The sequence below is a fragment of the Devosia oryzisoli genome (genome assembly GCF_014837245.1).
Lineage (GTDB): Bacteria > Pseudomonadota > Alphaproteobacteria > Rhizobiales > Devosiaceae > Devosia > Devosia oryzisoli.
Window position 1 is genome coordinate 46,245 of the sequence record NZ_JACYFU010000001.1, and the last position, 24,859, is coordinate 71,103.

A 24,859-nucleotide genomic window follows, 5' to 3' on the forward strand; every position below is an offset into this window, starting at 1 on the left:
CGTGGCTCCCCTACCCCCACCCTCGGTCCCTCCCCACAAGGGGGAGGGAGGCGCAAAGCTCTGGCACCTCGGTTCCATCGTCTCCCTCCCCCTTGTGGGGAGGGACCAAGGGTGGGGGAGCTTCGCTTGAGCGCCGCCGACCTCACCGCTTTCCTCGAAGCCAACCCCGACGCCATTGCGTGCGAGTTGACCTCGGTCCGCGGCTCTTCTCCCCGCGAACAGGGAACCTTCATGCTGGTCGCCCCCGACGCCCTTTTCGGCACCATTGGCGGCGGCGCGCTCGAATACATGGTGATCGAACATGCGCGCCGGCTGATCGCCGAGGGTCGGGCCGAGGAGGCGATGGACGTGCCGCTGGGCCCCGAAATCGGCCAGTGCTGCGGCGGGCGGGTCAGGGTCGACCTCCGCTTTGCCGACGCGAGCGTGCGCAAGTCCCTCCTCGAGAGGGCCGCCGCCGACGACGAATCCCGTCCCAGCGTCTTTGTCTTCGGCGCGGGTCACGTCGGCCGGGTTCTGGCGCAGATCCTGCACCTGCTGCCGGTCCGGCTCGAGGTGATCGACACAAGGCAGGATGAGCTCGACCTGCTGCCGGCGGACATCACCGCCCGCCGCGTCGCCATGCCGGAGGCCGTGGTGCGTGCGGCGCCGCCGGGCAGCGCCTTTGTCATCCTCACCCACGACCATGCGCTCGATTTCCTGATCGCCGCCGAAGCCCTGGCGCGTCCCGACGCGGCCTATGTCGGCATGGTCGGCTCGAAGACCAAGCGCGCGAAATTCTCGAGCTGGTACCGCGAGCAGGGCGGCGAGGCGCGCCTGCTCGACCGGCTTGTCCTGCCCATCGGGGCGCAGGGGATTGGGGATAAACGCCCCGCAGTCATTGCAGCACTGGCGGCGGCGGAAATTATGGTCCACATTGGGAAACGGGAAGCATCTGTCGGGCCTATGGCCGCCCCCGCGAAGAATGGGGTGGTGAGTGGACAATAATATGCCCAATCGGCTCGAGTTGAGCGGCATTACCAAGCAGTTTCCGGGCGTTCTCGCCAACGATAACGTCTCCTTTGCGGTAAAGCCGGGCGAAATCCACGCGCTTCTGGGCGAAAACGGCGCCGGCAAGTCTACCCTGGTCAAGATGATCTACGGCATCATGCAGCCCGATGCCGGCGAAATCCGCTGGAACGGCCAGCCGGCAACGATCGCCAACCCCAAGGCCGCGCGCCGCCTCGGTATCGGCATGGTTTTCCAGCACTTTTCGCTGTTCGAAGCGCTGACCGTATTCGAAAATATCGCGCTGGGCATGGACGCAAAAATCCCCTCGCGGGAGCTCGAGGCGCGGATCCGCGAAGTGATGCAGACCTATGGGCTGCTGCTCGATCCGCATCGCACCGTCGCGACGCTCTCCGTCGGCGAGCGGCAACGCATCGAAATCGTTCGCGCCCTGCTGCTCAACCCCAAGCTGCTGATCATGGACGAGCCGACTTCGGTCCTGACCCCGCAGGAAGTGGAGCAGTTGTTCACGGTCCTGCGGCAGCTCGCGGCAGAAGGCTGCTCCATCCTCTACATCTCGCACAAGCTGCACGAAATCAAAGCCCTGTGCGATACGGCGACGATCCTGCGCGGCGGCAAGCTGGTCGACACCTGCGATCCGCGGCAGGAAACCAGCCGGTCCATGGCAGAAAAAATGATCGGCACTGGCCTTAAGGACATCGTCAAGCCCGATGGGCGCGCGTTCGGCGATCCGCGGCTGGTGGTCAACCGCCTTTCGACCTCCCGGACCGGCCACTTCGATGTTCCCGTGCACAACGTCACCTTCACCGTGCGCGCCGGCGAAATCCTGGGCATCGCGGGGGTCGCGGGCAATGGGCAAAACGCCCTGCTCGACGCGCTTTCGGGCGAGATCAAGGGGCATGATCGCGAGGCGATCACCATAGACGGGGTCGGCATCGGCTCGATGGACACCACCGAGCGGCGCCGGCACGGGCTCTGTGCCGTGCCTGAAGAGCGCAACGGCCACGCCGCCGTGGGCGACTTCAGCCTCTCCGACAATTCCGTACTCACGGCGCGCGACCGGCTGGGCATGGTGATGATGGGCCTGATCAATTCGGGCGCCGCAAGGACCTATACCGGCAAGGTGATTGCCGACTTCGCGGTCAAGGCGCTGGGGCCGGCCTCGACCGCCGGGTCGCTGTCGGGCGGAAACCTGCAGAAATACATCATGGGCCGCGAGATCCTGCAAAAGCCGAGCGTGCTGGTGGTCAGCCAGCCCACCTGGGGCGTCGACGCGGGAGCAGCGGCGGCCATCCACCAGGCTCTGGTAGACCTCGCCGCGGCGGGTTCGGCCATCGTCGTGATCAGCCAGGACCTCGACGAGCTTCTTGCGCTCAGCGACACGCTGGCCGTCATCAACATGGGCCAGCTCAGTGCAGCGCGGCCGGTCAAGGCTTTCAGCGTGGACGAAATTGGCTTGCTGATGGGCGGGGTGCATGGCGAGAAGGAGGCCCAGCATGCCGTTCCGGCTTGAGAAACGTCCCGAACCCAGCCGCACCATGCTTTACCTCACGCCGGCGGCCGCGGTTCTGCTGACCATGATCGTGGGCGCCATCATCTTTTCCGCCATCGGCTACAATGGCCTGGGCGCGGTGCGGGAAATCTTCTTCACGCCCCTCACCAACTCCTACAAATGGCAGGATTTGGGCGTGAAGGCTGCCCCGCTCATCATCATCGGCGTTGGGCTCTCCATCGCCTACCGGGCCAATGTGTGGAACATCGGCGCCGAGGGGCAATACATCGTTGGGGGCCTCGCCGGCACCTGGGTGGCGCTGGCCACCTATTCGATGAGCGGCCCGTGGATCCTGCCCCTGATGATCCTGGCTGGGGTGGTCGGCGGCATGCTCTATGCGGCCATTCCGGCCTTTCTCAAGACGCGGCTCAACGTCAACGAAATCCTGACCTCGCTGATGCTGACCTATGCGTCGGTGCAGCTGATCTACTATCTCATCCGCGCCCCCTGGAAGGATCCGATGGGCATGGGCTTTCCGCAGACGCGGCTGTTTGCCGAAAGCGCGCGCCTGCCCACCATAATTCCGGGCACCATCGTGCATCTGGGCGTGCCGATTGCCATCATCGTCGCGCTGGTCGCCTGGTTCATCATGTCGCGCTCGGTCTTCGGCTATCAGATGCGGGTTGTGGGCACGGCGCCGCACGCCGCGCGCTATGGCGGGTTCTCCGAAAACAAGACCATCTGGCTGGCGTTGCTGGTCTCGGGCGGTCTTGCGGGCCTTGCCGGTGTGCTGGAAGTGGCCGGCCCCTTCCAGCGCATGGTGCCGGGCTTTCCCGCCAATTACGGCTTCACCGCCATCATCGTGGCCTTCCTCGGCCGGCTCAATCCGCTGGGCGTCATCTTTGCCGGTATCGTCCTGGCCATCACCTTCGTGGGCGGCGAGGTGGCGCAAACGACCATCGGCCTGCCCAATGCGGCGACCGGCATCTTCCAGTCGATGATGCTGTTCTTCCTGCTCGCGGGCGATCTGCTGGTCCGCTATCGCATCCGCCGCACGGCGGTGCAGCCGAGCCGGAGTGCCGCCTGATGGACCTCCTCATCCCCATCTTCGTGACGCTGGTCGGGGCGGCCTCGCCGATCCTCATCGCCGCCCTCGGCGAACTGGTGGTTGAAAAGGCCGGCGTCCTCAATTTGGGCGTCGAGGGCATGATGCTGGTCGGTGCCATCGCCGGCTTTGCGGCCCAGTTCTACACGGGCAATCCCTATTTCGCGCTGGTGTGCGGCGCCGCTGCCGGTGTTGCCGTCTCCCTGATCTTCGGCGTTTTGACGCTGAGCCTTTCCACCAACCAGACCGCCACCGGCCTGGCGCTCACCATTTTCGGCACCGGCCTCTCGGCCCTGGCGGGCGCGCCGTTCTCGGCCCGCCCCGTGCAGCTGATGGCGCCGCTCTTTCCGCCGGAACTGGCGACGCACCCGATCTGGCGCGTCATCTTCGGCTATGCCGCGCCGGTCTATTTTTCGCTGATCATGGTGTTCGTGCTCTGGTACTTCCTCAAGAAGACCCGCAGCGGATTGATCCTGCGGGCGGTCGGAGAGAACGACCTTTCCGCCCATTCCATCGGCTATTCCGTGGTCGGCGTCCGCTATGCGGCGGTGGCCTTCGGTGGGGCCATGGCGGGCATTGCCGGAGCCTGCTTTCCGCTGCTGCTGACGCCGCAATGGGCCGAGCGCATGACGGCCGGCCGCGGCTGGATCGCCGTGGCGCTGGTGGTTTTTGCGTCCTGGCGGCCGTTCCGCCTCCTGGCGGGTGCCTATCTCTTCGGCCTCGTGATGACCATGGAGCTCTACGCCAAGGCCGGCAGCGGGCCGCTTTCGGCCATTCCGTCCGAGCTCTGGGCCGCTTTGCCCTATCTTGCCACCATCGCCGTCTTGGTGCTGATTTCCTTGCGCCGCGACGGCTCGACCAATGCACCGGCCTGCCTCGGCAAGCCGTTCATGCCCAGCAATTGAGGCGGCGCCAAATGATCGCTTCAGGCAACAACGAAAAATCGTCATTCAGGAGAAACACGATGACTCTTACAAGGCGTAACCTGCTCAAGATCGGCGCAGCCGCGTCTGCCCTGCCGCTTCTTGGCTCCCGTGCCTTCGCGCAGGGCGAGCCGCTCAAGGTCGGCTTCATCTATGTCGGCACCATCAACGACAATGGCTACAACTACGCGCACAATCAGGGCCGGCTCTACCTCGAGGAGCAGCTCGGCGACGCGGTGGAAACCACCTATGTCGAGAACGTGCCGGAAGGCCCGGACTGCGAACGCGTGCTGCGCGAGCTGGCCCAGCAGGGCAACAAGCTGATCTTTGCCACCAGCTTCGGCTTCGGCGACTCGGTCATCAAGGTCGCCCAGCAGTTCCCCGACGTGAAGTTCGAGCACGCCACGGGCTACATGAAGGCCGATAATGTGGGCCTTTACAATGCGCGCTTCTATGAAGGTCGCGCCGTGTGCGGCACCATCGCCGGCCACCTCTCCAAGACCGGCAAGGCGGGCTATATCGGCTCCTTCCCGATCCCCGAAGTGGTCATGGGCATCAATTCCTTCGTGCTCGCCGCGCGCAAGGTGAACCCTGACTTCACCATCAAGCCGGTCTACATCTCGACCTGGAACGATCCCCCGAAGGAAGCCGATGCCGCGCGGGCCATGATCGACCAGGGCATCGACATCATCGCCCAGCACACCGACGGACCGGCTGCCTTGCAGGTTGTCGAGGAGCGTGGCGCGGTGGGTGGCTTCGGCCAAGGCGCCGACATGAGCGCCTTCGCTCCCGATGCCCAATTGACCTCGATCATCGATCACTGGGGCCCGCACTACGTCAATTCGGCCAAGGCCGTGATCGACGGCACCTGGGTCCCCGGCGATACCTGGGAAGGCCTCAAGGAAGACGTGGTGCAGATCGGCCCCTATGGCCCCAAGGTCACCGAAGAGGTCAAGGCCGCGGCGGAAGCGGTGCGCACTGGCCAGATCGACGGCTCGTTCCACATCTTTACCGGCCCGATCAAGGACAACACCGGCACCGAACGCGTTCCCGCCGGCCAGACCATGACCGATGCCGAACTGCTGAGCATGGACTGGTACGTCGAAGGCGTCGAACAACCGGCTTGATCGAATGGGAGGGCGGTCACTGGCCGCCCTCCCACCATACCCCTCACCCCAGCCCTCTCCCCAGAGGGGCGAGGGAGCCGCACCGCGTTTGAGGCACTTTCCTGCCCCACCCGCCGCGCCGATCCCCTCGCCCCTCTGGGGAGAGGGTTAGGGTGAGGGGTCTTCAAAACGAGGACGAAGATGCCCGACACCATAATCTTCTACGAATGGCTGATGTTCGCCGTGCGCTGGCTGCACGTGATCACGGCCATCGCGTGGATCGGCTCGTCGTTCTATTTCATCGCGCTCGACCTGGGCCTGCGCAAGACGCCGAGCCTGCCGCCCTTGGCGTATGGCGAGGAGTGGCAGGTGCATGGGGGCGGCTTCTACCACATCCAGAAATATCTGGTGGCGCCCGAATTCCTCCCCGAGCACCTGACCTGGTTCAAGTGGGAGAGCTACTGGACCTGGTTCTCTGGCGCCATGCTGCTGGTGCTGCTCTACTATGTCGGCGCGGACCTGTTCCTGGTCGACCGCAGCGTGCTCGACATCCCCTCCTGGGCCGCCATTGGGCTCTCGGCCGGCTCCATCGTGCTGGGCTGGGTGCTCTACGACAGCCTCTGCAAATCGCCCATCGGGCAGTCCACCATCGGCCTGATGCTGGTGCTGTTCGTCATCCTCGTCGCCATGAGCTGGGGCTATGTGCACCTTTTCACCGGCCGCGCGGCCCTGCTGCACATGGGCGCCTTCACCGCGACGATCATGGCAGCGAACGTGGCCATGATCATCATCCCCAACCAGAAGATCGTGGTGGCCGATCTCAAGGCCGGGCGGGTGCCGGACGCCAAGTACGGCAAGATCGCCAAGCAGCGCTCGCTGCACAACAACTACCTCACGCTTCCCGTCATCTTCTTCATGCTCTCGAGCCATTACCCGCTGGCCTTCGCCACGCAGTGGAACTGGATCATCGCCTCGCTGGTCTTCCTCATCGGCGTCGTCATCCGGCACTATTTCAACACGCGCCACGCCCGGAAGGGCAATCCGCACTGGACCTGGGCGGTGGCCATCGTGCTGTTCATCGTCATCGCCTGGCTCTCGAGCGGACCGAAGCTGCCCAACGCGGATACGGAGATTCTGCCCAGTGCCTCGGCCGAACGCTTCATGCAAACTGAGCATTTTGCGGCCGCCAGCCAGATCGTGCAGTCCCGCTGCGCCATGTGCCATACGCCCGAGCCGGTGTGGGAGAGCATTTATGAAGCGCCTAAGAACGTCATCCTCGACCGCGACGTCGCCATCGCCAACCGCGCGCACGAGGTCGCCATCCAGGCCGGGTACAGCCACGCCATGCCCCCGGGCAACGTCACCGAGATGACGGATGCGGAGCGCGCAACGCTGGTCCAGTGGTTCCGTGAAGGCTCCGGCTCATGAGCCGCACCATCCTGCGCGGCCGCGTCCTGAGCTTCCATCGTGCGCCGCAGGCCATCGATGACGCCGGGGCCTACGACTATCTCGAGGACGCGGCCGTCGTCATTGCCGATGGCGTCATCGTTTCCGTGGCGGACTTTGCCACAGCCGACACGACGGACGCACTGGTCATCGACCACCGGCCGCACCTCATCATGGCCGGCTTCATCGACCTGCATCTGCACTACGTGCAGTCGCAGATAATGGCGGCCTATGCCGGTTCGCTGCTCGAATGGCTCAACACCTACACCTTCATCGAAGAGCAGAAGTTTGCCCGACAGGGCCACGCCGATGCCGTCGCCGTCGATTTCTACGATGCGCTGATCCGGCACGGCACCACCACGGCGGTGGCCTATTGCTCGAGCCATCCGCGCTCGGTGGATGCGTTCTTTGCCGAGGCGCGGCGGCGCAACATGCTGATGATCGGCGGTAAGGTGATGATGGATCGCAATGCCCCCGACGGGCTCTGCGACACCGCGCAATCGGGCTATGACGACACCAAGGCGCTGATCGCGCGCTGGCATGGGCGGGGCAGGGGGCTCTACGCCATCTCGCCGCGTTTCGCCATCACCTCGACCCCCGCACAGATGGCAGCGGCGCAGGCGCTCGTGGCCGAGCATCCCGAGTGCTACGTGCAGACGCATCTGAGCGAAAACGACGCCGAGATCACCTATTCGATGGAGCTCTACCCGGACGCCCCAGACTATACCGGCATCTACGAACACTACGGCCTTCTTGGCCGCAGGACGCTCTTGGGGCACTGCATCCATCTCAACCATCGCGAAACCGGCGTGCTGGCGGAAACCGGTGCGGTCGCCGTCTTCTGCCCCACGTCGAACCTGTTCCTGGGCTCGGGCCTGTTCGATCGCGAGAGGTTGATGACGCATGGCGTGCGCGTCGGCATCGCCACCGACATTGGCGGTGGCACCAGCGTCTCGATGCTGCGCACGCTCGACGAGGGCTACAAGGTGCTGCAACTGCGCGGGCAGCGGCTCAATCCCTTCGCGTCGTTCCACATTGCGACCTTGGGCAATGCGGAGGCGCTGGGACTGGGGGAAACCATCGGCTCGGTCGCGCCCGGCCGCACGGCGGACCTCGTGGTGCTCGACGCCGGCGCGACGCCGACCATGCGCATGCGGCTCGGGACGATCAACAGTCTCGCCGAAGAATTGTTTCTGCTCCAGACAATAGGCGATGACCGCGCCATTGCTGAAGTCTATGTGGCTGGTGCAAGGGCGAAGTCCACTTTGGGCGGGTTGTGACGCATCCAACAATGGCCTAATCGTGTCGCTGCCCGTTTGTCCAAGGAGTGCGGCATGAGTGACTACCAGACCAAGTCCGGCCTTTCCGTGCATCCGTTGCTGGTCGCGTTCATAGAACAGCGCGCCCTGCCGGGGCTGCCGGTCAGCGCGGACCAGTTCTGGAGCGGGTTCGCCGACTTGGTGCGCACCCATGCGCCGACCAATGCGCGGCTGCTCGAGCGGCGCGACGACTTGCAGGGGCAGATCGACGACTGGCACCGCCAGCACGGGCCGGTCGATGCCGACGCCGAAGGCTACCGGCGGTTCCTCGCCGAAATCGGCTATCTTGTGCCGGAGCCGGCCGACTTCACCATCGAAACGCAGAATCTCGACCCGGAAATCTCCAGCATCTGCGGCCCGCAGCTGGTGGTGCCGGTTTCCAACGCCCGCTACGCGCTCAACGCGGCGAACGCCCGGTGGGGCAGCCTCTACGACGCCCTTTATGGTACCGACGCCATCGCCCGCGAGGGTGAGCTGGCCCCGGCACAGGGCTACAACGCGGCGCGCGGTGCCGCGGTGGTGGCCCGTGCGGCCCAGTTCCTCGACGAGGCCTTTCCGCTCGCCGGGGGCAGTCATGCCGACGCAACCGGCTACCACGTGGTCAAGGACGGCGGCACGCGACACCTCGCGGTCGATCTGCCCTCGGGCCGCACAGGCCTGCGTGACCCTGCAGCCTTCGCCGGTTACGGCGGCACCGAGGAGACGGGCGAGATCGTCCTCGTCCACCACGGCCTCCACGTCATCCTCGTCATCGATCCCAAAAGCCCCATCGGCGCGAGCCACAAGGCTGGCCTCAGCGACGTGGTGGTCGAAGCGGCGCTGACGACCATCCAGGACTGCGAAGACTCTGTCGCCGCCGTCGATGCCGAGGACAAGGTCGGCGTCTACGAAAACTGGCTCGGCTTGATGCAGGGCAGGCTCGAGGACACGTTCGAGAAGGGCGGCAAGACCGTCACCCGCCGGCTCAACCCGGACCGCGTCTACAAGGACCTCGAGGGACAGGAGGCAAGCCTCAAGGGCCGCTCGCTGCTGCTGGTGCGCAATGTCGGGCACCTGATGACCACCGACGCCGTGCTGCTCGACGGCAAGCCGATCGGCGAGGGGCTGATGGATGCGGCCGTCACCGCGCTTTGCGCCATGCACGACAAGGGCGGCAACTCGCGCACCGGCTCGATCTATGTGGTCAAGCCAAAGATGCACGGCCCGGAGGAGGTCGCCTTCGCCTGCGCCATCTTCTCTTCGGTCGAGAAGATGCTTGGCCTTTCGCCCAACACCATCAAGATCGGCATCATGGACGAGGAACGCCGCACCTCGGCCAACCTCAAGGCGGCGATCTACGAGGCGCGCGCCCGGGTTTTTTTCATCAATACCGGCTTCCTCGACCGCACGGGCGACGAAATCCACACCTCCATGGAGGCCGGCGCCGTGCTGCGCAAGGACCAGATCAAGTCCGAGCGCTGGATCGCTTCCTACGAAGATCGCAATGTGCTGATCGGTCTCGCCTGTGGCTTCTCCGGCCGGGCGCAGATCGGCAAGGGCATGTGGGCGCAGCCCGACAACATGGCGGCGATGATGGCGGCCAAGATCGGCCACCCCAATGCCGGCGCCAACACGGCTTGGGTGCCGTCCCCTACCGCCGCGACGTTGCACGCGCTGCATTACCACCAGGTCGACGTGTTCGAAGCGCAAAAGCGCCGGCACAACCAGGAACTGCCGGGGCTCGACGCGCTGTTCTCCATGCCGGTGCTGGCGCCCTATGCGCTCACCCGCGAAGAGATCACGCGCGAACTCGAGAACAACGCACAGGGCGTTCTGGGCTATGTGGTGCGCTGGGTGCAGCAGGGCGTCGGCTGCTCCAAGGTGCCCGACATCAACAATGTCGGCCTCATGGAAGACCGCGCCACCTGCCGTATTTCCTCCCAGGCCGTCGCCAACTGGCTGCGCCACGGCCTCGTTAGCCGCGATGAGGTGACGGCGGTATTCGAGCGCATGGCGGCCGTCGTCGATGCGCAGAATGCGGGCGACCCGCTCTACCGGCCCATGGCCGATAACTACCAGTCCGTCGCGTTCCAGGCGGCGCTCGACCTGGCTCTGCACGGCGTCGACCAGCCCAGTGGCTACACCGAGCCGCTGCTGCATGCCGCACGGCGCAAGGTGAAGGCGCGAGAGAGGGCGCGGGCGTAGGTCAGGCGCAGCCCTGGCCCTCGCGTCTGCTCCCGGAGCGCCGGGAGCGGGGGTGAACGCGCGGTTCAGGCTGAGTTCATGCCGCACCGTGCATTCTGTTGGTCAAGGGTCAGAGGACCCAAACCAACAGGAGACGCGCTATGCGAATTCATCACAAGATCATGTCGTCCGTTCTGGGCGGCGCCCTCGTGCTCGGCATGGCTGGCGCGGCGATGGCCGCTCCCGCGATTGCAACCGGCAGCGTCAACGTGCGCACCGGCCCCTCGACGCAATACCAGCGCGTCGACACCTTGCAGCGCCATGAACGGGTGGACGTCGTCGGCTGCCGCAGCGGCTGGTGCTACGTCGAGCATCGCGGCGCCGATGGCTGGGTTTCGGGCAATTACCTGCAGGCCATCCGCGGGCAGCGGCATTCGTCCAAGCCGGCCATCAGCTTTTCCTTCAACTTCGGCAATCCGCCCGCCGTTCATTCGCCGCGCCCCCGTCATGACCGAGACTGGGATCGTAACCATCGCCGCGATCACGATTGGCGCCGGGATGACCGCAACGACTGGCATCGCGACCGCGACGGGCGGCGCTACTCCGATCGCAGCACCAGCGGCAGTTACACCTTCCAGTTCGGTAACTGAGTCTCAAAGGCCCGCTTCGGCGGGCCTTTCGTTCATCAGCTGACGAAGTCGAACCTGTCGACGTCGAAGAGCCCGCGATCCGTCATCTTGAGGTGCGGGATCACCGGCAGGGCGAGGAACGCCACCTGGAGGAAGGGCTCGGGCAGGGTACATCCCAGCGCCTTGGCCGCATCGCGCAGGTGGTGGAGATCGGCGGCGACCTCCTCGAAGCTGTTCAAGCTCATCAACCCTGCGATGGGCAGGGCGAGTTCGGCCGTGACCTGCCCGGCATCCGCCACCGCGAAGCCACCCCCCATCTCGATCAGCCGATTGACCGCTGCGGCCATGTCGGCGTCGTTGGCGCCCACCACGGTAATGTTGTGGCTGTCGTGACCGACGGACGAGGCAATGGCGCCGCGCGTGAGGCCGAAGCCGGTGACGAAGCTGCGCCCGATATTCCCGTTGATCCCATGGCGCTCGATTACGGCCACCTTGATCACGTCGGCGTCGAGGTCGGGCTGCAGGCCCGTCTGCGTCGTGGCCAGGCTCGCCTCTTCGCGAAACGTCAGGATAAGCCCCGGCTTGACGCCGATGACCGGCACCCGATTCTGCCCGGGTTTGGGGGCGGTGACGAAGACATCTGCCGTCACAGGCTGGGCCTTGACTGACTTCAGTCCCACCGGCGCCACCGCCTCGCGCGCGGCAAACAGGGCCGGGGTGACCAACCGCCCTCCCGCGACAACGTCGGAAACGCGACACGCCTCCAGATTGTCGAGCAGCGCGATGTCAGCTCGCCAGCCGGGGGCCACGAGGCCACGGTCACGCAGGCCGAAGATGCGCGCGGCCGAATGGCTGGCGGCGCGATAGACATGGTGTAGCGGACAACCTCGCGCGATCAGTCGCCGGATCGAGTTGTCGAGGTGGCCCTCTTCGGCAATGTCGAGCGGGTTGCGATCATCGGTGCACAGCGCCACGAAGCTCGAGGTGTCTTCGTCGAGGATTTCCGCCAGCGCCTCGAGATCCTTGGATACCGACCCTTCGCGGATCAGGATCGCCATGCCCTTGGCCAGCTTTTCGCGCGCTTCGGCGGCGCTTGTCGCCTCATGGTCGGTGCGGATACCGGCGGCGAGGTAGCCGTTGAGGGCCTGCCCCAGCAGCAGCGGCGCGTGGCCATCGATGTGCCCGTCCTGGAAGGCGACCAGCTTGGCAATTATGCCCGGATCGGCATTGAGCACGCCCGGGAAGTTCATCATTTCGGCCAGCCCCACCACCTTGGAGTGATCGCGAAACGGCAGAAGATCGTCGATCTCGAGGCGCGCCCCGGCCGTCTCGAACGGGGTGGCGGGAACGCAGGAGGAGAGGTTGATCCGTATGTCCATGACGCTGCGCTCGGCGCTGTCGAGGAAGTAGCGGATGCCTTCTGCGCCCAGCACATTGGCGATCTCGTGCGGATCGCAGAGAGCCGTCGTAACGCCATGCGGCAGCACGCAACGGTCGAACTCCAGCGGCGTGACCAGCGAAGATTCGATGTGCAGGTGCGTGTCGATGAAGCCGGGAACGGCGAAGCGTCCGTTACCCTCGATGATCTCTGCACCCTCATAGCGGGCATGGGTGCCCACGATGCGGTCATCGACGATCGCGATGTCGGTCTGGGTGATGGTCCCGGTGATGACGTCGAGCATTCGCACGTCGCGCAGGACGAGGTCCGCGTTAACCTTGCCCTGGCCGGCCATGATCATGCGGGTGAGACGTTCGGGGGAGGGGGTGTTGCGTGTCATGCCGGAGGTTTGCCTTGCCCCGCCGCTCCGTCAAGCCCCTGTGACCATTGCGCCAGGGAACTCTGGTCATCGGCGGCACGTTCGTCTTCCGAACACGCTCGGAGGCGCCGATGGAAACCTATGATCCCAAGAAGAACGACACCGAGGTCACCCAGGCCAGTCCGCGCAAGATGAACCTGCGGGTGCTGATCTTCTCGGTCATCGGTCTCGTGATCGCCTTCGGCATCATCTACGCGGTCTATACGGGCACCCAGCCCAATCCGAACGGCTGATCCGCGCGCAACTCAGGCGACGCGACCCGGCCGGCGGCGACGCTGCGGCAGGTTGTCCGGCTGATCGAACACAGCCCGGATCGTGGCCTCATCCACTGCCCCCGAGAACAGGAAGCCCTGGAGCGTGTTGCACCCCAGCTCGCCCAGGATGCGCGCCTGCTCGGCCGTTTCGACGCCTTCAGCCGTGACGTGAATGTTCATGGCATGGGCCAGCGTTACCAGCGCCTGGGTGATCGCCACGCTGACATGGCCCGTGGCCAGTTGGCTGACGAAGGAGCGGTCGATCTTGATGCGATCAACCGGATAGCGCTTGAGATAGCTCAGCGACGAATAGCCGGTGCCGAAATCGTCGAGCGCGATGTGGATACCGGCCGCCCGGAAGGTCAGCAGGTTCTGCGAGGAAATGTGCTCGTCGTCGAGCAGGATGGACTCGGTGATCTCGAGTTCGAGGTCCTCGGTGCGCATGCCCGTTTCGTGCAGGATGTCGAACACCCGCGTGGCGAAGTCCGGACTACGGAGCTGCATGGGCGAGATGTTGACCGCCATGGTGTAGCCCGGGGCCGTCGCGCCCAGTTCGCAGGCGCGCCGCAGCACGTGCTCGCCCAGCCGCCCGATCAGCCCGCTGGTTTCAGCGATGGGAATGAAGCGCGCCGGCGAGATCTGGCCGTATTTGGGGTGGTTCCAGCGCGCCAGGGCCTCGGCGCCCACCACGCGGCGCGATTTCTGGTCGACCAGCGGCTGGTAGCCTATCGAGAGGTGCTCGCGTGTTTCGAGCGCCTCGCGCAGTTCCGCTTCGATCGTGTGCTGGAGCTGCAGCAACTCGTTCATGTGCTCTTCGAACACCGTTGCCCGATTGCGCCCCGCCGCCTTGGCCTCATAGAGCGCGATATCGGCCTTGCGCACCAGTTCCTTGGCGTCGAGTTCCCCGGCGCGGGTCGAGGCGATACCAATGCTGGCGCCGACATGGGCGTGGTACTGGCCGATGGCGAAGGGCTGGCCAATGGCCTTGACCAGATCCTGTGCCAGGTGCAGCGGGTCGAGATGCCCATGCGCCGTCGCCGCGACCAGGGCAAATTCGTCGCCCCCGATCCGCGCCACGAACACATCGCCTGGCACCACCTGCCGGATGCGCTGCGCCGCATCCTCGATCAGGTCGTCGCCCGCCTGGTGGCCCAGCGTGTCGTTGACCTGCTTGAAGCGGTCGAGGTCGAGCATGAGAAGGTGAATGGCCGAGCCGCTGCTGTTTCCCGCCTCGAGCAGGCGTGCCAAGTGGGCGTCAAAGCCAGAGCGATTCGGCAGGCCAGTCAGGCGATCGTGCGCCGCCTGATGCTCGGCCGCACGGCGCGCCGCTTCGACGGCCGCCGAAGAGCGGCGTAATTGAGTCATCAGCAGGATGACCAGGATGGCCGAAACGATAAAGCCAGCCGCGAGGACCGGACCGGTGCTGCGCAGCATCATCTGGCCCGGCCGGTTGCGCGTCCATTCGAAAAACGCGATGAAGCGGCCGCGACTGTCGACGATGGGCCGCCCCAGCCTGGTTTCGCTGGTCGACGGACGCATGACGAAGCTGGCATCGTCGATCAGGTATTTGCTGGTAATCCGCTCCGCCAGCTGGTCATCAAGATAATCGAGGCTGACGATAAGGTAGATCGAGTCAGGCGCCCCGGCGAGGACCGCGCCCTCGCCCATGATCGGGGAAATGGCGACGATCGCCGGCTTGCCGTCCACGAGGGCGTATTCGCTCACCCAAGGCGCCGGAGAGCTGTCATCGAGCCGATAGCGCTCGATCGCCCCGCCGGCGATGCGCTGGCGCAATTGGGCCAGCATGGGCGCCAGGCCGGGCAGCAGGTGTTCCTCAAAGCTCTCGTTTGTGTCCGTCACGCCGCCCGTGGCGACAAAGAGCGGCTGGTCGCGCTCGTTGAGGATAACCGTGTTGGCGTGGTCGAAGAATTCGTTCATCCAGCGCCCGACATGGTCCGATACCCAGCCCGGATCGTAGGCCTGCCGGATGTGGCGGAAGGCATCGTCGGAGAGCGCGATGCTTTCCTGCTCGTGCGCCAGCTCGACCCGGTTGTTTTCGAGGATGCGGGCGGCGATGCGCGCCTGCCGTTCCTGCGCCCGCTGGTCCAGATTGGCCGTGGACCACAGCACGAACGCCATCACGGCCGCGCCGGTGATGATCAGCGCAAGCATGGACGGTAGCAAGACGGTGGCGGAAAAGCGCCAGCGATCCAAGGGAATATCCCGGTTCGGGCCTGGAGGCGGCCAGTGTGATGCAATCCATGGTAAGACAACGGCCTTAGTGACTGGTTACCGCACTCGATAACCTTGTCATCTCGCCTTCCGCCTTTGCATCGGCTACACCAGCGCAAAACGGAGATCGCCGCCCATGACCAAAGTCCGCGCCCTGGTGCTCGAGCGCCAGCATGAACTTGCCCTGCGCGAGATTGATCTGCCGCTCGAGGTGGGGCCGGGCATGGTCAAAATCGCCATCCATACCGTGGGCGTCTGCGGTTCGGACGTGCACTACTACACCCATGGCCGTATCGGGCCGTTCGTGGTCAACGAGCCGATGGTGCTGGGGCACGAGGCAGCCGGCACGGTGGTGGAAGTGGGTGAGGGCGTCAGCCATCTCAAGGTCGGCGACCGCGTCTGCATGGAGCCCGGCATCCCCGACCCGCAATCGCGCGCCAGCCGGCTGGGCATGTATAATGTCGATCCGGCCGTCCGGTTCTGGGCGACCCCGCCCGTGCACGGCGTGCTGACGGCAGAGGTGGTGCATCCGGCCAACTATACCTTCAAGCTGCCGGACCACGTCAGCTTTGCCGAAGGTGCCATGGTGGAGCCCTTCGCAGTGGGTATGCAGGCCGCGACCAAGGCGCGAATCACGCCCGGTGACACGGCCATCGTGCTTGGAGCCGGACCGATCGGCACCATGGTCGCCCTTGCGGCGCTGGCCGGCGGTTGTGCCAGGGTGATCGTCGCTGACTTTGCCCAACCCAAGCTCGACATCGCGGCGCAATATCAGGGCGTCATTCCGGTCAATATCGGCAAGCGCAACCTCGCCGAGGTCGTGAGCGAGCTGACCGAAGGGTGGGGCGCCGATGTGGTGTTCGAGTGCTCCGGCTCGCCCAAGGCCTGGGAAACCATCATGGATCTGCCGCGTCCGGGTGGCGCTATCGTCGTCGTGGGGCTGCCGGTGGAGCCGGTGCGGATTGACGTCGCGGCCGCCTCCGTCAAGGAAGTGCGGATTGAGAACGTCTTCCGTTATGCCCACCAATATGATCGGGCCATTGCGCTCATCGGCTCGGGCAAGGTCGACCTCAAGCCGCTGATTTCCGAGACGTTTGCCTTCGAGGACGCGGTCGCGGCGTTCGATCGGGCTGTCGAGGCGCGGCCCAGCGACGTCAAGTTGCAGATCAGGGTCGCTGCCGAATAGCCGCAGGCGCTGCCGGGAACCGCAAACGGTTGGCCGCTGTTGTGCCCACAGCGTCACCGGTGGTCATTGGTCATGGATTTTGGCAACAGTTTTGGGCTGGTAGAAACGTACCTTCCCCTCCACATCATCGCCATTCGGCTGACCATAGCCGCCGTTCTGGGGGCCGCCATAGGGTTCGAGCGCGAGGTTCACACGGCCGAGGCGGGGCTGCGCACGCACATCCTCGTGGCGGTTGCAGCCGCGCTCTTCACCATCCTGGCCTTCGAGATCTTTCACACCATCCAGACGGCCAACAACACCAACCCCGACCCGATCCGCGCGGTCGAGGCGGTCACGGCGGGCATTGCGTTTCTGGGCGCTGGCGCCATCTTTCGCAGCGGGGGCGGGGTGCAGGGCCTCACCACCGGCGCCGGCATGTGGCTCGCCGGCGCTGTCGGGTTGGCCGCTGCGCTGGGATATTATGTCGTGGCTGCGGGGGTGGCCGTGCTGGCGGTCATCGTCATGGCGGCCTTGCGGGCGCTTTCGCACCGCATCATCGGCAGCAAGGGCCGGCGATCCCGGGAAGAACGCTGAAGCGCCCAGAACGGGGACGTGGGGAGAAGCGTTCGGTGCCCGGCGCGCCGAGGGACAAGCGCGCCCAATGCTCCTGCTTCTCCCCTCGTACGGTGCGCGACCGGGAGGTGCCGCGACCGTGTCCCCACGCCGGCGTGCCTGGAGTGCAACCGGCGCATCGACCCGTGGTGGTGCAAACCTCGGGCCGGATTTACTGGCGGGGAGGACGCTTGGGAATGCAGCCCGGCCCGAAAGCCGTTTTGCAGCATCGCTCCCCACCACGGCATGAAACCCTGTGGACGCAGGCTCTACATGCCAACCATGTCCGGGCGCGGCTGGCGCGCCAGGAAATTGAGAAGTCCGGCAGCCTCGCGACGATAGGCGTCGCGCTCCGGCTGCCGAAAGAATACGCCCGACGCGCCGGCCCGGTGCAGCACCTCACGGTCCTTGCGGGGGATCGGGCGGCACATCACGACGAGCGGGATGCCCTTGGCGTCCAGCATCGCGTGGTGCTGTTCGGCGAACTCGGTGTTCGCCCGGCTGTTGGCTTTGAGGTCGACCACCACCAGATCCGGCCAGCTGGACGCAGGCGCCTGCAGCAGCGCGTGCAATCGCTCGCCGCCGATCGTACCGCCGCCCAGATGCTGCACCGCAAGATCGCCCTGCGCCGTCAGTGTCTTGTGCAGAAGCCGCGCGGAATGCTCATCGTCATCGATGAGAGCAACCAGGGGCGCCACAACGGCGAAAGTACTCAACACACCCTCCGCTCCGCCGCCACGGAACGCTGATTTGTGGTCGCACGCCCGAATGGCGAACGGATCCGGGTACCTTGAAAATGACTAAAAGTGCGGCGGGGCCTAACCGCCAGAGATGGGCGGCCGCAACGCTACCCATTCCTGCCATATGCTCCCTTCTTCCTGCCGCGCAAAGAAACGACATGTAAAACACGGGTAACTGGCCTTGCATTTTACATGTAAATTCTCACACTCGGCTCAGACCGATGGAGAGCCTGGGTGGCAAATCAAGGGCCGCAGTCGGAAGAGGTTGAAGCAGCCCTGGGCCGGTTGCTCGCTTGGCCCGAAATCGCCCGCTCCCCTCAACTCGCCGCCTTCCTGGACTACATCGTCCGGCGGACACTGAGAAACGAGGCGACAGCGATCAAGGCTTATGCCATCGCGGTGGACGTTCTGGGTCGGCCGTCGGGTTTCGACCCGCAATCCGACCCGATCGTGCGGGTCCAGGCGCGGCGCCTGCGCTCTCTGCTCGACCACTACTATTCCGCCGACGGGCAGGATGAGCGCGTGCGGATCGAACTGCCGGTGGGGCGCTATGTGCCGGAATTCGTCGTGGTCGGGCAGAGCGTGCCGCTTCTGCTTGCACGGGCGGACGACACCGTTGACGAGGCGGGTCCGGCCGCTCCAGCCCGCCCGCGCCACCGCCGCCGACGATCCGTGGCTATTGCTGCCCTGACTGCGGCGGGCATTCTGGCAATCGTCGCTGTCCTTGCCTTCCTGGTGCCGCATCTGGGAACCCCCGACCCCTTGTCGGAGACCGCGACCCGGCCCTCGCTCGCCATCAAGGAGTTCGAGAACCTCACCGGCGATCCCTCTGCGGTCTCGCTCTCTGCGGGGCTGGCGCTTGAACTTGTGACGGACCTTGAGCAATTCGAAACGCTGACGGTCTCCTATAGCGGCAGCGGCACCCCAGTCGGGGCCGTGGATGCGACGCCGGATTTCGTGCTCAACGGCATCGTGCGGATGGACGAGGGTAAACCGCAATACAGCGTCATCCTCAGCGACCCGACGCAGAACGACGTGGTGTGGACGAGAATCATCTCCCTCAGCGCGGCCGAAGCCGATCGCCCCGATGTCCTCGACAGCGTCTCGGGAATATTGAGCCGCGAACTGGGCAGTTTCCGCGGACCACTGCATGCCAACGCCCGCGCACTGGTGCAGGGCCGGCGGAGCCTGGCGGGAATGGAAACGCTCTACCGGTGCCGCATGGCCTTCGATGCCTATCGCGAGACCAGCTCGACGGCGGCTGGCGAGAAGGCGCAGAGCTGTTTTGCCGCGCTCGATGAGGAGACGCGTCAACGGGGCGTGGCTCTGGCCGCCGAGGCGAGCCTGCTGGTTGAGCTGTCCGGCGGCACGATGGCTGATGCGGCCGCCAACGAGGCATCCCGCCTCTTGGACGAGGCGCAGCAAGTCTCGCCCACCAACTCCTTCGTCTGGGAGCAGCGGGCGCGCCTTGAAGAGCGGCGGGGAAGGCATGATGCGGCCGAGGCGGCCTATAACTCGGCCCTGCAGCTCAACCCCTCCAATCTCGACGCCATCGCCGCCCGCGCGCGGCATCTGGCGTTCCTGGGTCGCGTCAGCCAGGGGGCGGCCCTCGCCCGGGTGGCCATAGAAGGGGCTCCTCCCGCGCCACCCTGGTACCATGCGGCGCTGGTGCTCGAGCGGTTCGACGCCGGCGAGTTTGATGCGGCCCTGGCCAGTGCCGAACTCTATGCCCGTGCCGACGCGGAGGTGGGGCCGGTGCTGGCCGTGATGGCGGCGCAGCGCTTGGGGCGGCGGGAAACGGTCAGCCGGTATCTGGCGCAGGTCATGGACACCGACAGCTTCCGGCGGCTGGGCGTCGTGGCGCAGTTGCGCCGCCGGCTGGCAGACCCGACGCGTTTGAGCGCCATGCGCCAGAGCCTGCTCGATGCGGGGGTGCCCATGCAGGCCCTTTATTCAGCGTTCTGATCAAGCGCGCCGGCGCCAAACATCTCCCGGCTCAATGCCACGAAACGCCTGCCGCGCTCCTCGAAATTCTTGAACTGATTGTAGGACGGGGCGCCGGGCGAGAGGATGATCGTGTCGAACCGCTCGCGCATGTCCGCCAGCGCGCGAATGCCGGCCTCAAGGTCCGCAACTTCCACCACGCTCATGCGCGGCGACAGGTTCCGTGCGGCCTCCGCCAGGCGCGGGCCCGTCACCGGCAGCGTCACCAGCGTCGTCACGCCCCGCTGTTCGAGAAGCCCGGCAAGTTCGGTGTAATCCTGCTCGCGCTCGTGGCCACCCGCGATCAGCGCAATGCGCCGCCCGGGATAGGCAGCCAGGGCCGCTTTGGTGGCCTCGGGGGTGGTCGAGATCGAATCATTGACGATCGTCAGCGCCCCGACCGCATGTTCCTCCAGCCGGTGGGGCAGGGGCCGGAATGCGCCGATGCCAGCCACGACCCCGGCAAGCGCACCCCCGGCCGCCAGCGCGATCTGCGCGGCCAGAAGCGCGTTGTCGAGATTGTGCGCCCCACGCAGGCGGGACGACGCCGTGGCCGCCTTGATCGCTGTTTCTTCCGCCTCCGTCAGCTCCCGCAGGAGCCGGCGATGATCGCGCACCGCCCGTGCCACGATGGCGTTTGCCCGCGCCGCGCGGCCAAGCGCGACTGCGAAGCCGCCGTCCCGGTCGATCAGGTGCAGCTTGTCGGCGTAGTAGCGCTCCACCGACCCGTGCCAGTCGACATGCTCGGGGTAGAGATTGGTGATGGCGCCGATGTCGGGCAGGAAGTTCATGTCCGCCGTCTGGTAGCTCGAGAGCTCGAAGACGACCACGGGATGCTTGTCCGCAATCTCGAGGGGTGCCAGTCCGACATTGCCGGCCAGGCCCGCATCGACGCCCGAATGGGTCAGCATCAGATGCGTCAGCGTGGCCGTCGTCGACTTGCCCTTGGTGCCGCTGATGGCGATCACCGTGCGGCCGTGGCGATAGGCGCTCCCCCACAGATTGAGATTGGACGTGATGGGAATGCCGGCATTGCGGGCCAAATCGAAAATCGGCTTGTAGCGCGACACGCCGGGGCTCTTGACGATCAGCCCGAAGCGATGGTCGGCGATGGCCTTGGGCAGGTCGCCGGCGGCGATGGGCTCGGCCTCCGGTATGTCGGCGGCGCCACTATCGACCGTCACGAACACCTTCAGCTCCGGCTGCCGGCTCTTGAGGAACTGCCGCGTCGAGAACGCCTCGCGCCCCGCGCCATAGAGCAGGACCGGTTCCTCAAACCGCATAGGCGGCCACCTGCGCGGCCAGTGCCGGCGGAATGTGGTGGTCGTGGCTGTCGGTCAGGCATTCGGCCATGGCAAGCTGCAGTTTTTCCTCGCCATACTGGGCCAGAAGATCGGGTTTCAGCGCCTTGACCACCGCATCCTCATGCCAGTCGGCATGGCGGGACAGCGTATAAAAGCACGCCGCCGCTTCGAGGATTTCTCCCACGCATTCCCAAGGTTTTTGCCCCGTCAGCCCCGCCAGTTCGCGGAAGGAATGCTCATTGGCCGGCTCGTCGAGCAGGTTCTTGCCGAAAATGCGCAACAGGCGATCCTTGGGCATGAAGGGCGCGAAGATCAGGAACACGAAGTGGCATTTCGGGCACTCGCCGCACCAGAGCGGGCCGTCGTTGCCGGTCAGGCGGAAATTGCGGTTGCAGCTCGAAAACACGCTGTCGAAGCGGTGCCCATGCGTGAAGAGCGAGGCGATGCGCGCTTCCGAATAGGGCCGGAGCAGGGAAAAATAGCGCAGCGCCCCGCCCGTCGCATGCAAGAGGATATCGGCGATGCGGACCTCGAAGCCCAGCGATTTGGAATATTGGTGATTGGTCTCGCGCCCGTCGAACACCACATTGCCCTCGCTGGCCGAGCGCTCGTTGGACAGCACGATCTGGTCGTAGCCGAACAGCAGCGCGCAGAGCGCCGCGATCATCGAGTTGATGGCTGTCGAGGGGACGTGGCCATTGTAGTAGCCGGGCTCCTTGCCCAGCCGGATCATCTCGGGGTCGAGCGTACGGGTGACATAGACGGGTTCGATGCCGATCGCCTCCACTGACGAGAGGATCGGTCCCTTGGGGTTGACGGCGAACGGGGTGAACTCAGCCCCGACATGGGTCAGAAGATCGACGCTCACCAGCGAATCCTTGCCCCCGCCGATGGGCAGCAGCGTGCGCTCCTTGAGGACGGGCGCGGGAAGCTGCGCCTTGTCATCCTCGGGTGCGTCAAGGCTCAGCCGGCCGAAGCGCTGCAGCCCGTTGCGGGCGTAGAACTCTCCGAGCCCATTTTCGTAGACGTCGAGGACAAAGGCCCGCTCGTCCGGCGTCAGGGCGATGTCGGTCTCGATGCGCAGCGGCGCGCGCAGCTTGAAATAGCTCACCCCCAGCACGATCGCGCACAGCCCCAGCAGCTTCTGGAACGAGGGCGTATCGAGCACGGCGATGTCGGACACGTGCGGAAAGCGCAGCACTTCGGTGAAGGCGAGATCGTTCAGCCGATAGCTGAAGCGCGCCTCGCTGGTGTCAGGGTCGAACTGGGGACACTCGATGCGGAAAAATTCGGTCACGGGCAACTCGCTGGCTTTCTCCCCATATAGGTGATTTGCGCGCATGGCGGGAGTGGGGCGTACCCCTCTGTCGAAACTGCTGGTCATGGTGCGTCGTCTGGGCAAGATTGGCTGCTAGGGACCCAAGCGACATGACCCCCATCCTCACCGTCTTCAAATGGTCGCCCGATGGCGGCAAGGGTCTTGCCCGGGACATGCGCGTCCGCTGGGCGCTCGAAGAGGTCGGGCAGCCCTACGAGGTGCGCCTCGTCTCCTTCAAGCAGATGAAGCAGCCCGAGCACCTTGCGCGGCAGCCCTTCGGCCAGATTCCGGTCTATGAGGAGGGGGCTCTGACCCTCTTCGAATCAGGGGCCATCGTGCTGCATCTGGCCCAGACGCGTGCTGGCCTCTTGCCCGGTGACGCCAATGCCAGGGCCCGCGCCGTGACGTGGATGTTCGCCGCGGTGGGCACGGTGGAGCCGCCGATCGTGGAGCGCGAGCAGGCCGGTTTCACCGACCCGGGCCAACCCTGGTACAGCCCTGCGCGCCTCGCCTTGCTCGATGACCGCATCCGGGTGCGGCTGAGGGCCCTGTCGGACCGGCTGGGCGATGCGGAGTGGCTCGAGGGTGCCTTCAGCGCCGGGGACCTGATGATGGTCATGGTCCTGCGCCGCGCCGATGACTGGCTGCTCGACGAATTTCCAAGGCTCAGGGCCTATGTGGCACGCGCCGAGGCCCGGCCGGCCTATCAGCGGGCCTATGCGGCGCAGCACGCGCTGTATTCGGGCGCGCCGACCGACAGCTTTCAGTAGATGCGCATCTGCATGCGCATGACGATCTCGTTGCCCAGCCGTTGGAAGCCGAACTCGCGCATCATGCAGTTCCAGCCCTCGCCATTGCGCTCGATGCGGAAGAGATTGTAGCGCGCCGGATCGTCCAGCGTGCCGCCCTGGGCCGCGCTGGCGGCGGCGACGCCGATCACCGGCACTTCCCTGTCCTTGCCCGGGATGTGGTGGATCGAGGAGCGGTGCGTATGGCCGTGCAGAATCATTTCCGCGCCATGCTCGGCGATCACCTGGCGGAAGATGCGGTGGCCGCGCAGGCCGAAGGAAGGATGCTGCAGTTCCGCATTGGGCGGGTGGTGGATCATGACGACGCGGAAATAGCCCGCGTCCCCGAGCAGCTTCAGCATGCGTGCCAGGCGCGCCGCCTGGCTTTCCTCGAACCGCCCTGCAGCCACGAAGGGAGGCATGGGCACGGCGCTGGAGCAGGAGACGATGGCGACGTCCTCGATTCGCCGCACGAAGGGAAATGGTTGGCCCTCCAGCGTTTCGCCCTTGAGGTAGGAGCCCCAGCTTTCCTGCGCCTGGGAAAGCGCGCCATGCACATAGGCGTCGTGATTGCCAGGGCAGACGGCGATCCGCTCGCTGTCGCCCAGGGCTTCGAGCCACTTGTTGGCGCGCACCATCTCGTCCTTGAGCGCCAGGTTGACGAGGTCGCCGGTCACCGCTGTGAAATCGGCGCGCTGCTCCTGCATATGCGCCACGAGCCGCGCCAGCGTTTCGCTGTTCAATTCGTCGTGCCGCTTCAGCTTCCAGTTGAGGTAGCCGGTGAACCGCTTGCCTAGCAGATCGGAGAGACCGATCTCGGGCAGGGGCGAGAGATGAACGTCGGAGATGTGGGCCAGGGTAATCATTGCGTGCGGTTTTGCCAGAACGCGAGCGGCGAGAAAACGTTCAATCGTTCCAACGCACGATTTTGTCTCGCGCCAAGCTCTGCTAGGCGTGAGGGACGAGACGGAGCACTGCCCAAATGATGAATCGCTTCCAGCGCGTCCGCGCCAAGGTATTCCTGACCGCCAAGGGCCTCTGGCACCGCATGACGATGGGCACGCGGGTCATGGTGGTGGATGGCGACAAGGTGCTCCTCATCCGCCATACCTATGTCCCGGGCTGGCAGTTCCCGGGCGGTGGCGTCGGTCCGGGCGAAACCTTCGAGGAGGCGGGACGGCGCGAAACGCTCGAGGAAACCGGCTATCGCGTCGACGGGCCGCTCGAGCTTTTCGGCCTTTATCACAACACCAGCCCCGTCACGAACCGCGACCACGTTGCCTTCTACGTGGCCCGGAAATTCGTCCACGAGTTCGAGCGCAAGAAGGACCACGAGATTTCCGAGGTCCGCTGGTTCGACCGCCGCGCCCTCCCCGAAGGGGTGACCCCCGCCACCAGCCAGCGCATCGACGAATATTTCGACCATGTCGAAAAGCGGGCGGTGTGGGGCTACTGACC

21 protein-coding genes are annotated in these 24,859 nt (G+C 65.5%); 15 read left to right on the forward strand and 6 right to left on the reverse strand.

Annotated features, from left to right (window positions below):
• Window positions 1-126: 126 nt before the first annotated feature.
• The 9 genes from xdhC to IC608_RS00265 all read left to right on the forward strand — a co-directional run bounded on the left by xdhC (window position 127) and on the right by IC608_RS00265 (window position 11,209).
• Complete coding sequence (xdhC, locus tag IC608_RS00225; protein ID WP_191772028.1) at window positions 127-984, forward strand: xanthine dehydrogenase accessory protein XdhC; 858 nt, start codon at window positions 127-129, stop codon at window positions 982-984.
• 1 nt (window position 985) lies between these two features.
• Window positions 986-2,518, forward strand: a complete 1,533-nt coding sequence (locus tag IC608_RS00230) for an ABC transporter ATP-binding protein (protein ID WP_191772029.1) — start codon at window positions 986-988, stop codon at window positions 2,516-2,518.
• Window positions 2,502-3,584, forward strand: a complete 1,083-nt coding sequence (locus tag IC608_RS00235; protein WP_191772030.1) for an ABC transporter permease — start codon at window positions 2,502-2,504, stop codon at window positions 3,582-3,584. Before IC608_RS00230 ends, IC608_RS00235 begins: the two co-directional genes overlap by 17 nt.
• Window positions 3,584-4,507: an ABC transporter permease gene (locus tag IC608_RS00240; protein WP_191772031.1), complete on the forward strand. Its 924-nt coding sequence runs from the start codon at window positions 3,584-3,586 to the stop codon at window positions 4,505-4,507. Before IC608_RS00235 ends, IC608_RS00240 begins: the two co-directional genes overlap by 1 nt.
• 59 nt (window positions 4,508-4,566) lie before the next feature.
• Complete coding sequence (locus IC608_RS00245) at window positions 4,567-5,652, forward strand: BMP family ABC transporter substrate-binding protein (RefSeq protein WP_191772032.1); 1,086 nt, start codon at window positions 4,567-4,569, stop codon at window positions 5,650-5,652.
• A gap of 180 nt (window positions 5,653-5,832) precedes the next feature.
• Window positions 5,833-7,059 carry a urate hydroxylase PuuD gene (locus IC608_RS00250; protein ID WP_191772033.1) on the forward strand — a complete coding sequence of 409 codons (1,227 nt, stop codon included), beginning with the start codon at window positions 5,833-5,835 and terminating at the stop codon, window positions 7,057-7,059.
• Window positions 7,056-8,357, forward strand: coding sequence for a guanine deaminase (guaD, locus tag IC608_RS00255; protein WP_191772034.1), 1,302 nt, complete (start codon window positions 7,056-7,058; stop codon window positions 8,355-8,357). The genes IC608_RS00250 and guaD overlap by 4 nt, the downstream gene beginning before the upstream one ends.
• Window positions 8,358-8,411: 54 nt before the next feature.
• The gene (locus IC608_RS00260) at window positions 8,412-10,580 is read left to right on the forward strand and encodes a malate synthase G (protein WP_191772035.1); all 2,169 of its coding nucleotides are present in this window, start codon (window positions 8,412-8,414) and stop codon (window positions 10,578-10,580) included.
• A 140-nt stretch (window positions 10,581-10,720) separates the two neighbouring features.
• Window positions 10,721-11,209 (forward strand): SH3 domain-containing protein, encoded by a 489-nt coding sequence (locus IC608_RS00265; protein ID WP_191772036.1) that lies wholly within the window; start codon window positions 10,721-10,723, stop codon window positions 11,207-11,209.
• A 35-nt stretch (window positions 11,210-11,244) separates the two neighbouring features.
• Here IC608_RS00265 and ade read toward each other — a convergent pair whose 3' ends face one another.
• Window positions 11,245-12,966, reverse strand: a complete 1,722-nt coding sequence (gene ade, locus IC608_RS00270; protein WP_191772037.1) for an adenine deaminase — start codon at window positions 12,964-12,966, stop codon at window positions 11,245-11,247.
• Between the two features lie 110 nt (window positions 12,967-13,076).
• Here ade and IC608_RS00275 point away from each other — a divergent pair, with 110 nt between their 5' ends.
• Window positions 13,077-13,238, forward strand: a complete 162-nt coding sequence (locus IC608_RS00275; RefSeq protein WP_191772038.1) for a hypothetical protein — start codon at window positions 13,077-13,079, stop codon at window positions 13,236-13,238.
• 12 nt (window positions 13,239-13,250) lie between these two features.
• Here the strand turns inward: IC608_RS00275 and IC608_RS00280 are convergent, their stop codons facing one another.
• Window positions 13,251-15,473, reverse strand: a complete 2,223-nt coding sequence (locus IC608_RS00280; RefSeq protein WP_191772039.1) for a putative bifunctional diguanylate cyclase/phosphodiesterase — start codon at window positions 15,471-15,473, stop codon at window positions 13,251-13,253.
• A gap of 154 nt (window positions 15,474-15,627) precedes the next feature.
• Here IC608_RS00280 and IC608_RS00285 point away from each other — a divergent pair, with 154 nt between their 5' ends.
• Window positions 15,628-16,677, forward strand: coding sequence for an NAD(P)-dependent alcohol dehydrogenase (locus IC608_RS00285; RefSeq protein WP_191772040.1), 1,050 nt, complete (start codon window positions 15,628-15,630; stop codon window positions 16,675-16,677).
• Window positions 16,678-16,749: 72 nt separating this feature from the next.
• A complete protein-coding gene (locus tag IC608_RS00290) occupies window positions 16,750-17,250 on the forward strand; it encodes an MgtC/SapB family protein (protein ID WP_191772041.1) in 501 nt (166 codons plus the stop codon).
• Between the two features lie 287 nt (window positions 17,251-17,537).
• On the opposite strand, the gene IC608_RS00295 is transcribed toward IC608_RS00290, so the two are convergent.
• A complete protein-coding gene (locus tag IC608_RS00295) occupies window positions 17,538-17,984 on the reverse strand; it encodes an ANTAR domain-containing protein (RefSeq protein WP_191772042.1) in 447 nt (148 codons plus the stop codon).
• Between the two features lie 258 nt (window positions 17,985-18,242).
• On the opposite strand from IC608_RS00295, the gene IC608_RS00300 reads away from it, so the two are divergent.
• Window positions 18,243-19,973 (forward strand): tetratricopeptide repeat protein, encoded by a 1,731-nt coding sequence (locus tag IC608_RS00300; RefSeq protein ID WP_191772043.1) that lies wholly within the window; start codon window positions 18,243-18,245, stop codon window positions 19,971-19,973.
• On the opposite strand, the gene murD is transcribed toward IC608_RS00300, so the two are convergent.
• Both murD and IC608_RS00310 read right to left on the reverse strand, forming a co-directional pair.
• Window positions 19,958-21,274: a UDP-N-acetylmuramoyl-L-alanine--D-glutamate ligase gene (gene murD / locus IC608_RS00305; protein WP_191772044.1), complete on the reverse strand. Its 1,317-nt coding sequence runs from the start codon at window positions 21,272-21,274 to the stop codon at window positions 19,958-19,960. The genes IC608_RS00300 and murD overlap by 16 nt on opposite strands.
• Window positions 21,264-22,592 (reverse strand): MurL-like N-terminal domain-containing, encoded by a 1,329-nt coding sequence (locus tag IC608_RS00310; RefSeq protein ID WP_191772045.1) that lies wholly within the window; start codon window positions 22,590-22,592, stop codon window positions 21,264-21,266. Before IC608_RS00310 ends, murD begins: the two co-directional genes overlap by 11 nt.
• 131 nt (window positions 22,593-22,723) lie before the next feature.
• Between IC608_RS00310 and IC608_RS00315 the strand changes: the two genes are divergently transcribed.
• Window positions 22,724-23,383 (forward strand): glutathione S-transferase family protein, encoded by a 660-nt coding sequence (locus IC608_RS00315; RefSeq protein ID WP_191772046.1) that lies wholly within the window; start codon window positions 22,724-22,726, stop codon window positions 23,381-23,383.
• Here the strand turns inward: IC608_RS00315 and IC608_RS00320 are convergent.
• Window positions 23,377-24,267, reverse strand: a complete 891-nt coding sequence (locus tag IC608_RS00320) for a metallophosphoesterase family protein (RefSeq protein WP_191772047.1) — start codon at window positions 24,265-24,267, stop codon at window positions 23,377-23,379. The genes IC608_RS00315 and IC608_RS00320 overlap by 7 nt on opposite strands.
• A 116-nt stretch (window positions 24,268-24,383) precedes the next feature.
• On the opposite strand from IC608_RS00320, the gene IC608_RS00325 reads away from it, so the two are divergent.
• Window positions 24,384-24,857, forward strand: a complete 474-nt coding sequence (locus tag IC608_RS00325; protein WP_248306134.1) for an NUDIX domain-containing protein — start codon at window positions 24,384-24,386, stop codon at window positions 24,855-24,857.
• Window positions 24,858-24,859 lie beyond the last annotated feature (2 nt).

Bases quoted from the DNA above. Each gene is read 5' to 3' on its own strand.
- IC608_RS00230 (WP_191772029.1), top strand. From the start codon at position 986: ATGCCCAATCGGCTCGAGTTGAGCGGCATTACCAAGCAGTTTCCGGGC.
- IC608_RS00235 (WP_191772030.1), top strand. From the start codon at position 2,502: ATGCCGTTCCGGCTTGAGAAACGTCCCGAACCCAGCCGCACCATGCTT.
- IC608_RS00240 (WP_191772031.1), top strand. From the start codon at position 3,584: ATGGACCTCCTCATCCCCATCTTCGTGACGCTGGTCGGGGCGGCCTCG.
- IC608_RS00245 (WP_191772032.1), top strand. From the start codon at position 4,567: ATGACTCTTACAAGGCGTAACCTGCTCAAGATCGGCGCAGCCGCGTCT.
- IC608_RS00250 (WP_191772033.1), top strand. From the start codon at position 5,833: ATGCCCGACACCATAATCTTCTACGAATGGCTGATGTTCGCCGTGCGC.
- guaD (WP_191772034.1), top strand. From the start codon at position 7,056: ATGAGCCGCACCATCCTGCGCGGCCGCGTCCTGAGCTTCCATCGTGCG.
- IC608_RS00260 (WP_191772035.1), top strand. From the start codon at position 8,412: ATGAGTGACTACCAGACCAAGTCCGGCCTTTCCGTGCATCCGTTGCTG.
- IC608_RS00265 (WP_191772036.1), top strand. From the start codon at position 10,721: ATGCGAATTCATCACAAGATCATGTCGTCCGTTCTGGGCGGCGCCCTC.
- ade (WP_191772037.1), bottom strand. From the start codon at position 12,966: ATGACACGCAACACCCCCTCCCCCGAACGTCTCACCCGCATGATCATG.
- IC608_RS00275 (WP_191772038.1), top strand. From the start codon at position 13,077: ATGGAAACCTATGATCCCAAGAAGAACGACACCGAGGTCACCCAGGCC.
- IC608_RS00285 (WP_191772040.1), top strand. From the start codon at position 15,628: ATGACCAAAGTCCGCGCCCTGGTGCTCGAGCGCCAGCATGAACTTGCC.
- IC608_RS00290 (WP_191772041.1), top strand. From the start codon at position 16,750: ATGGATTTTGGCAACAGTTTTGGGCTGGTAGAAACGTACCTTCCCCTC.
- murD (WP_191772044.1), bottom strand. From the start codon at position 21,274: ATGCGGTTTGAGGAACCGGTCCTGCTCTATGGCGCGGGGCGCGAGGCG.
- IC608_RS00315 (WP_191772046.1), top strand. From the start codon at position 22,724: ATGACCCCCATCCTCACCGTCTTCAAATGGTCGCCCGATGGCGGCAAG.
- IC608_RS00320 (WP_191772047.1), bottom strand. From the start codon at position 24,267: ATGATTACCCTGGCCCACATCTCCGACGTTCATCTCTCGCCCCTGCCC.
- IC608_RS00325 (WP_248306134.1), top strand. From the start codon at position 24,384: ATGATGAATCGCTTCCAGCGCGTCCGCGCCAAGGTATTCCTGACCGCC.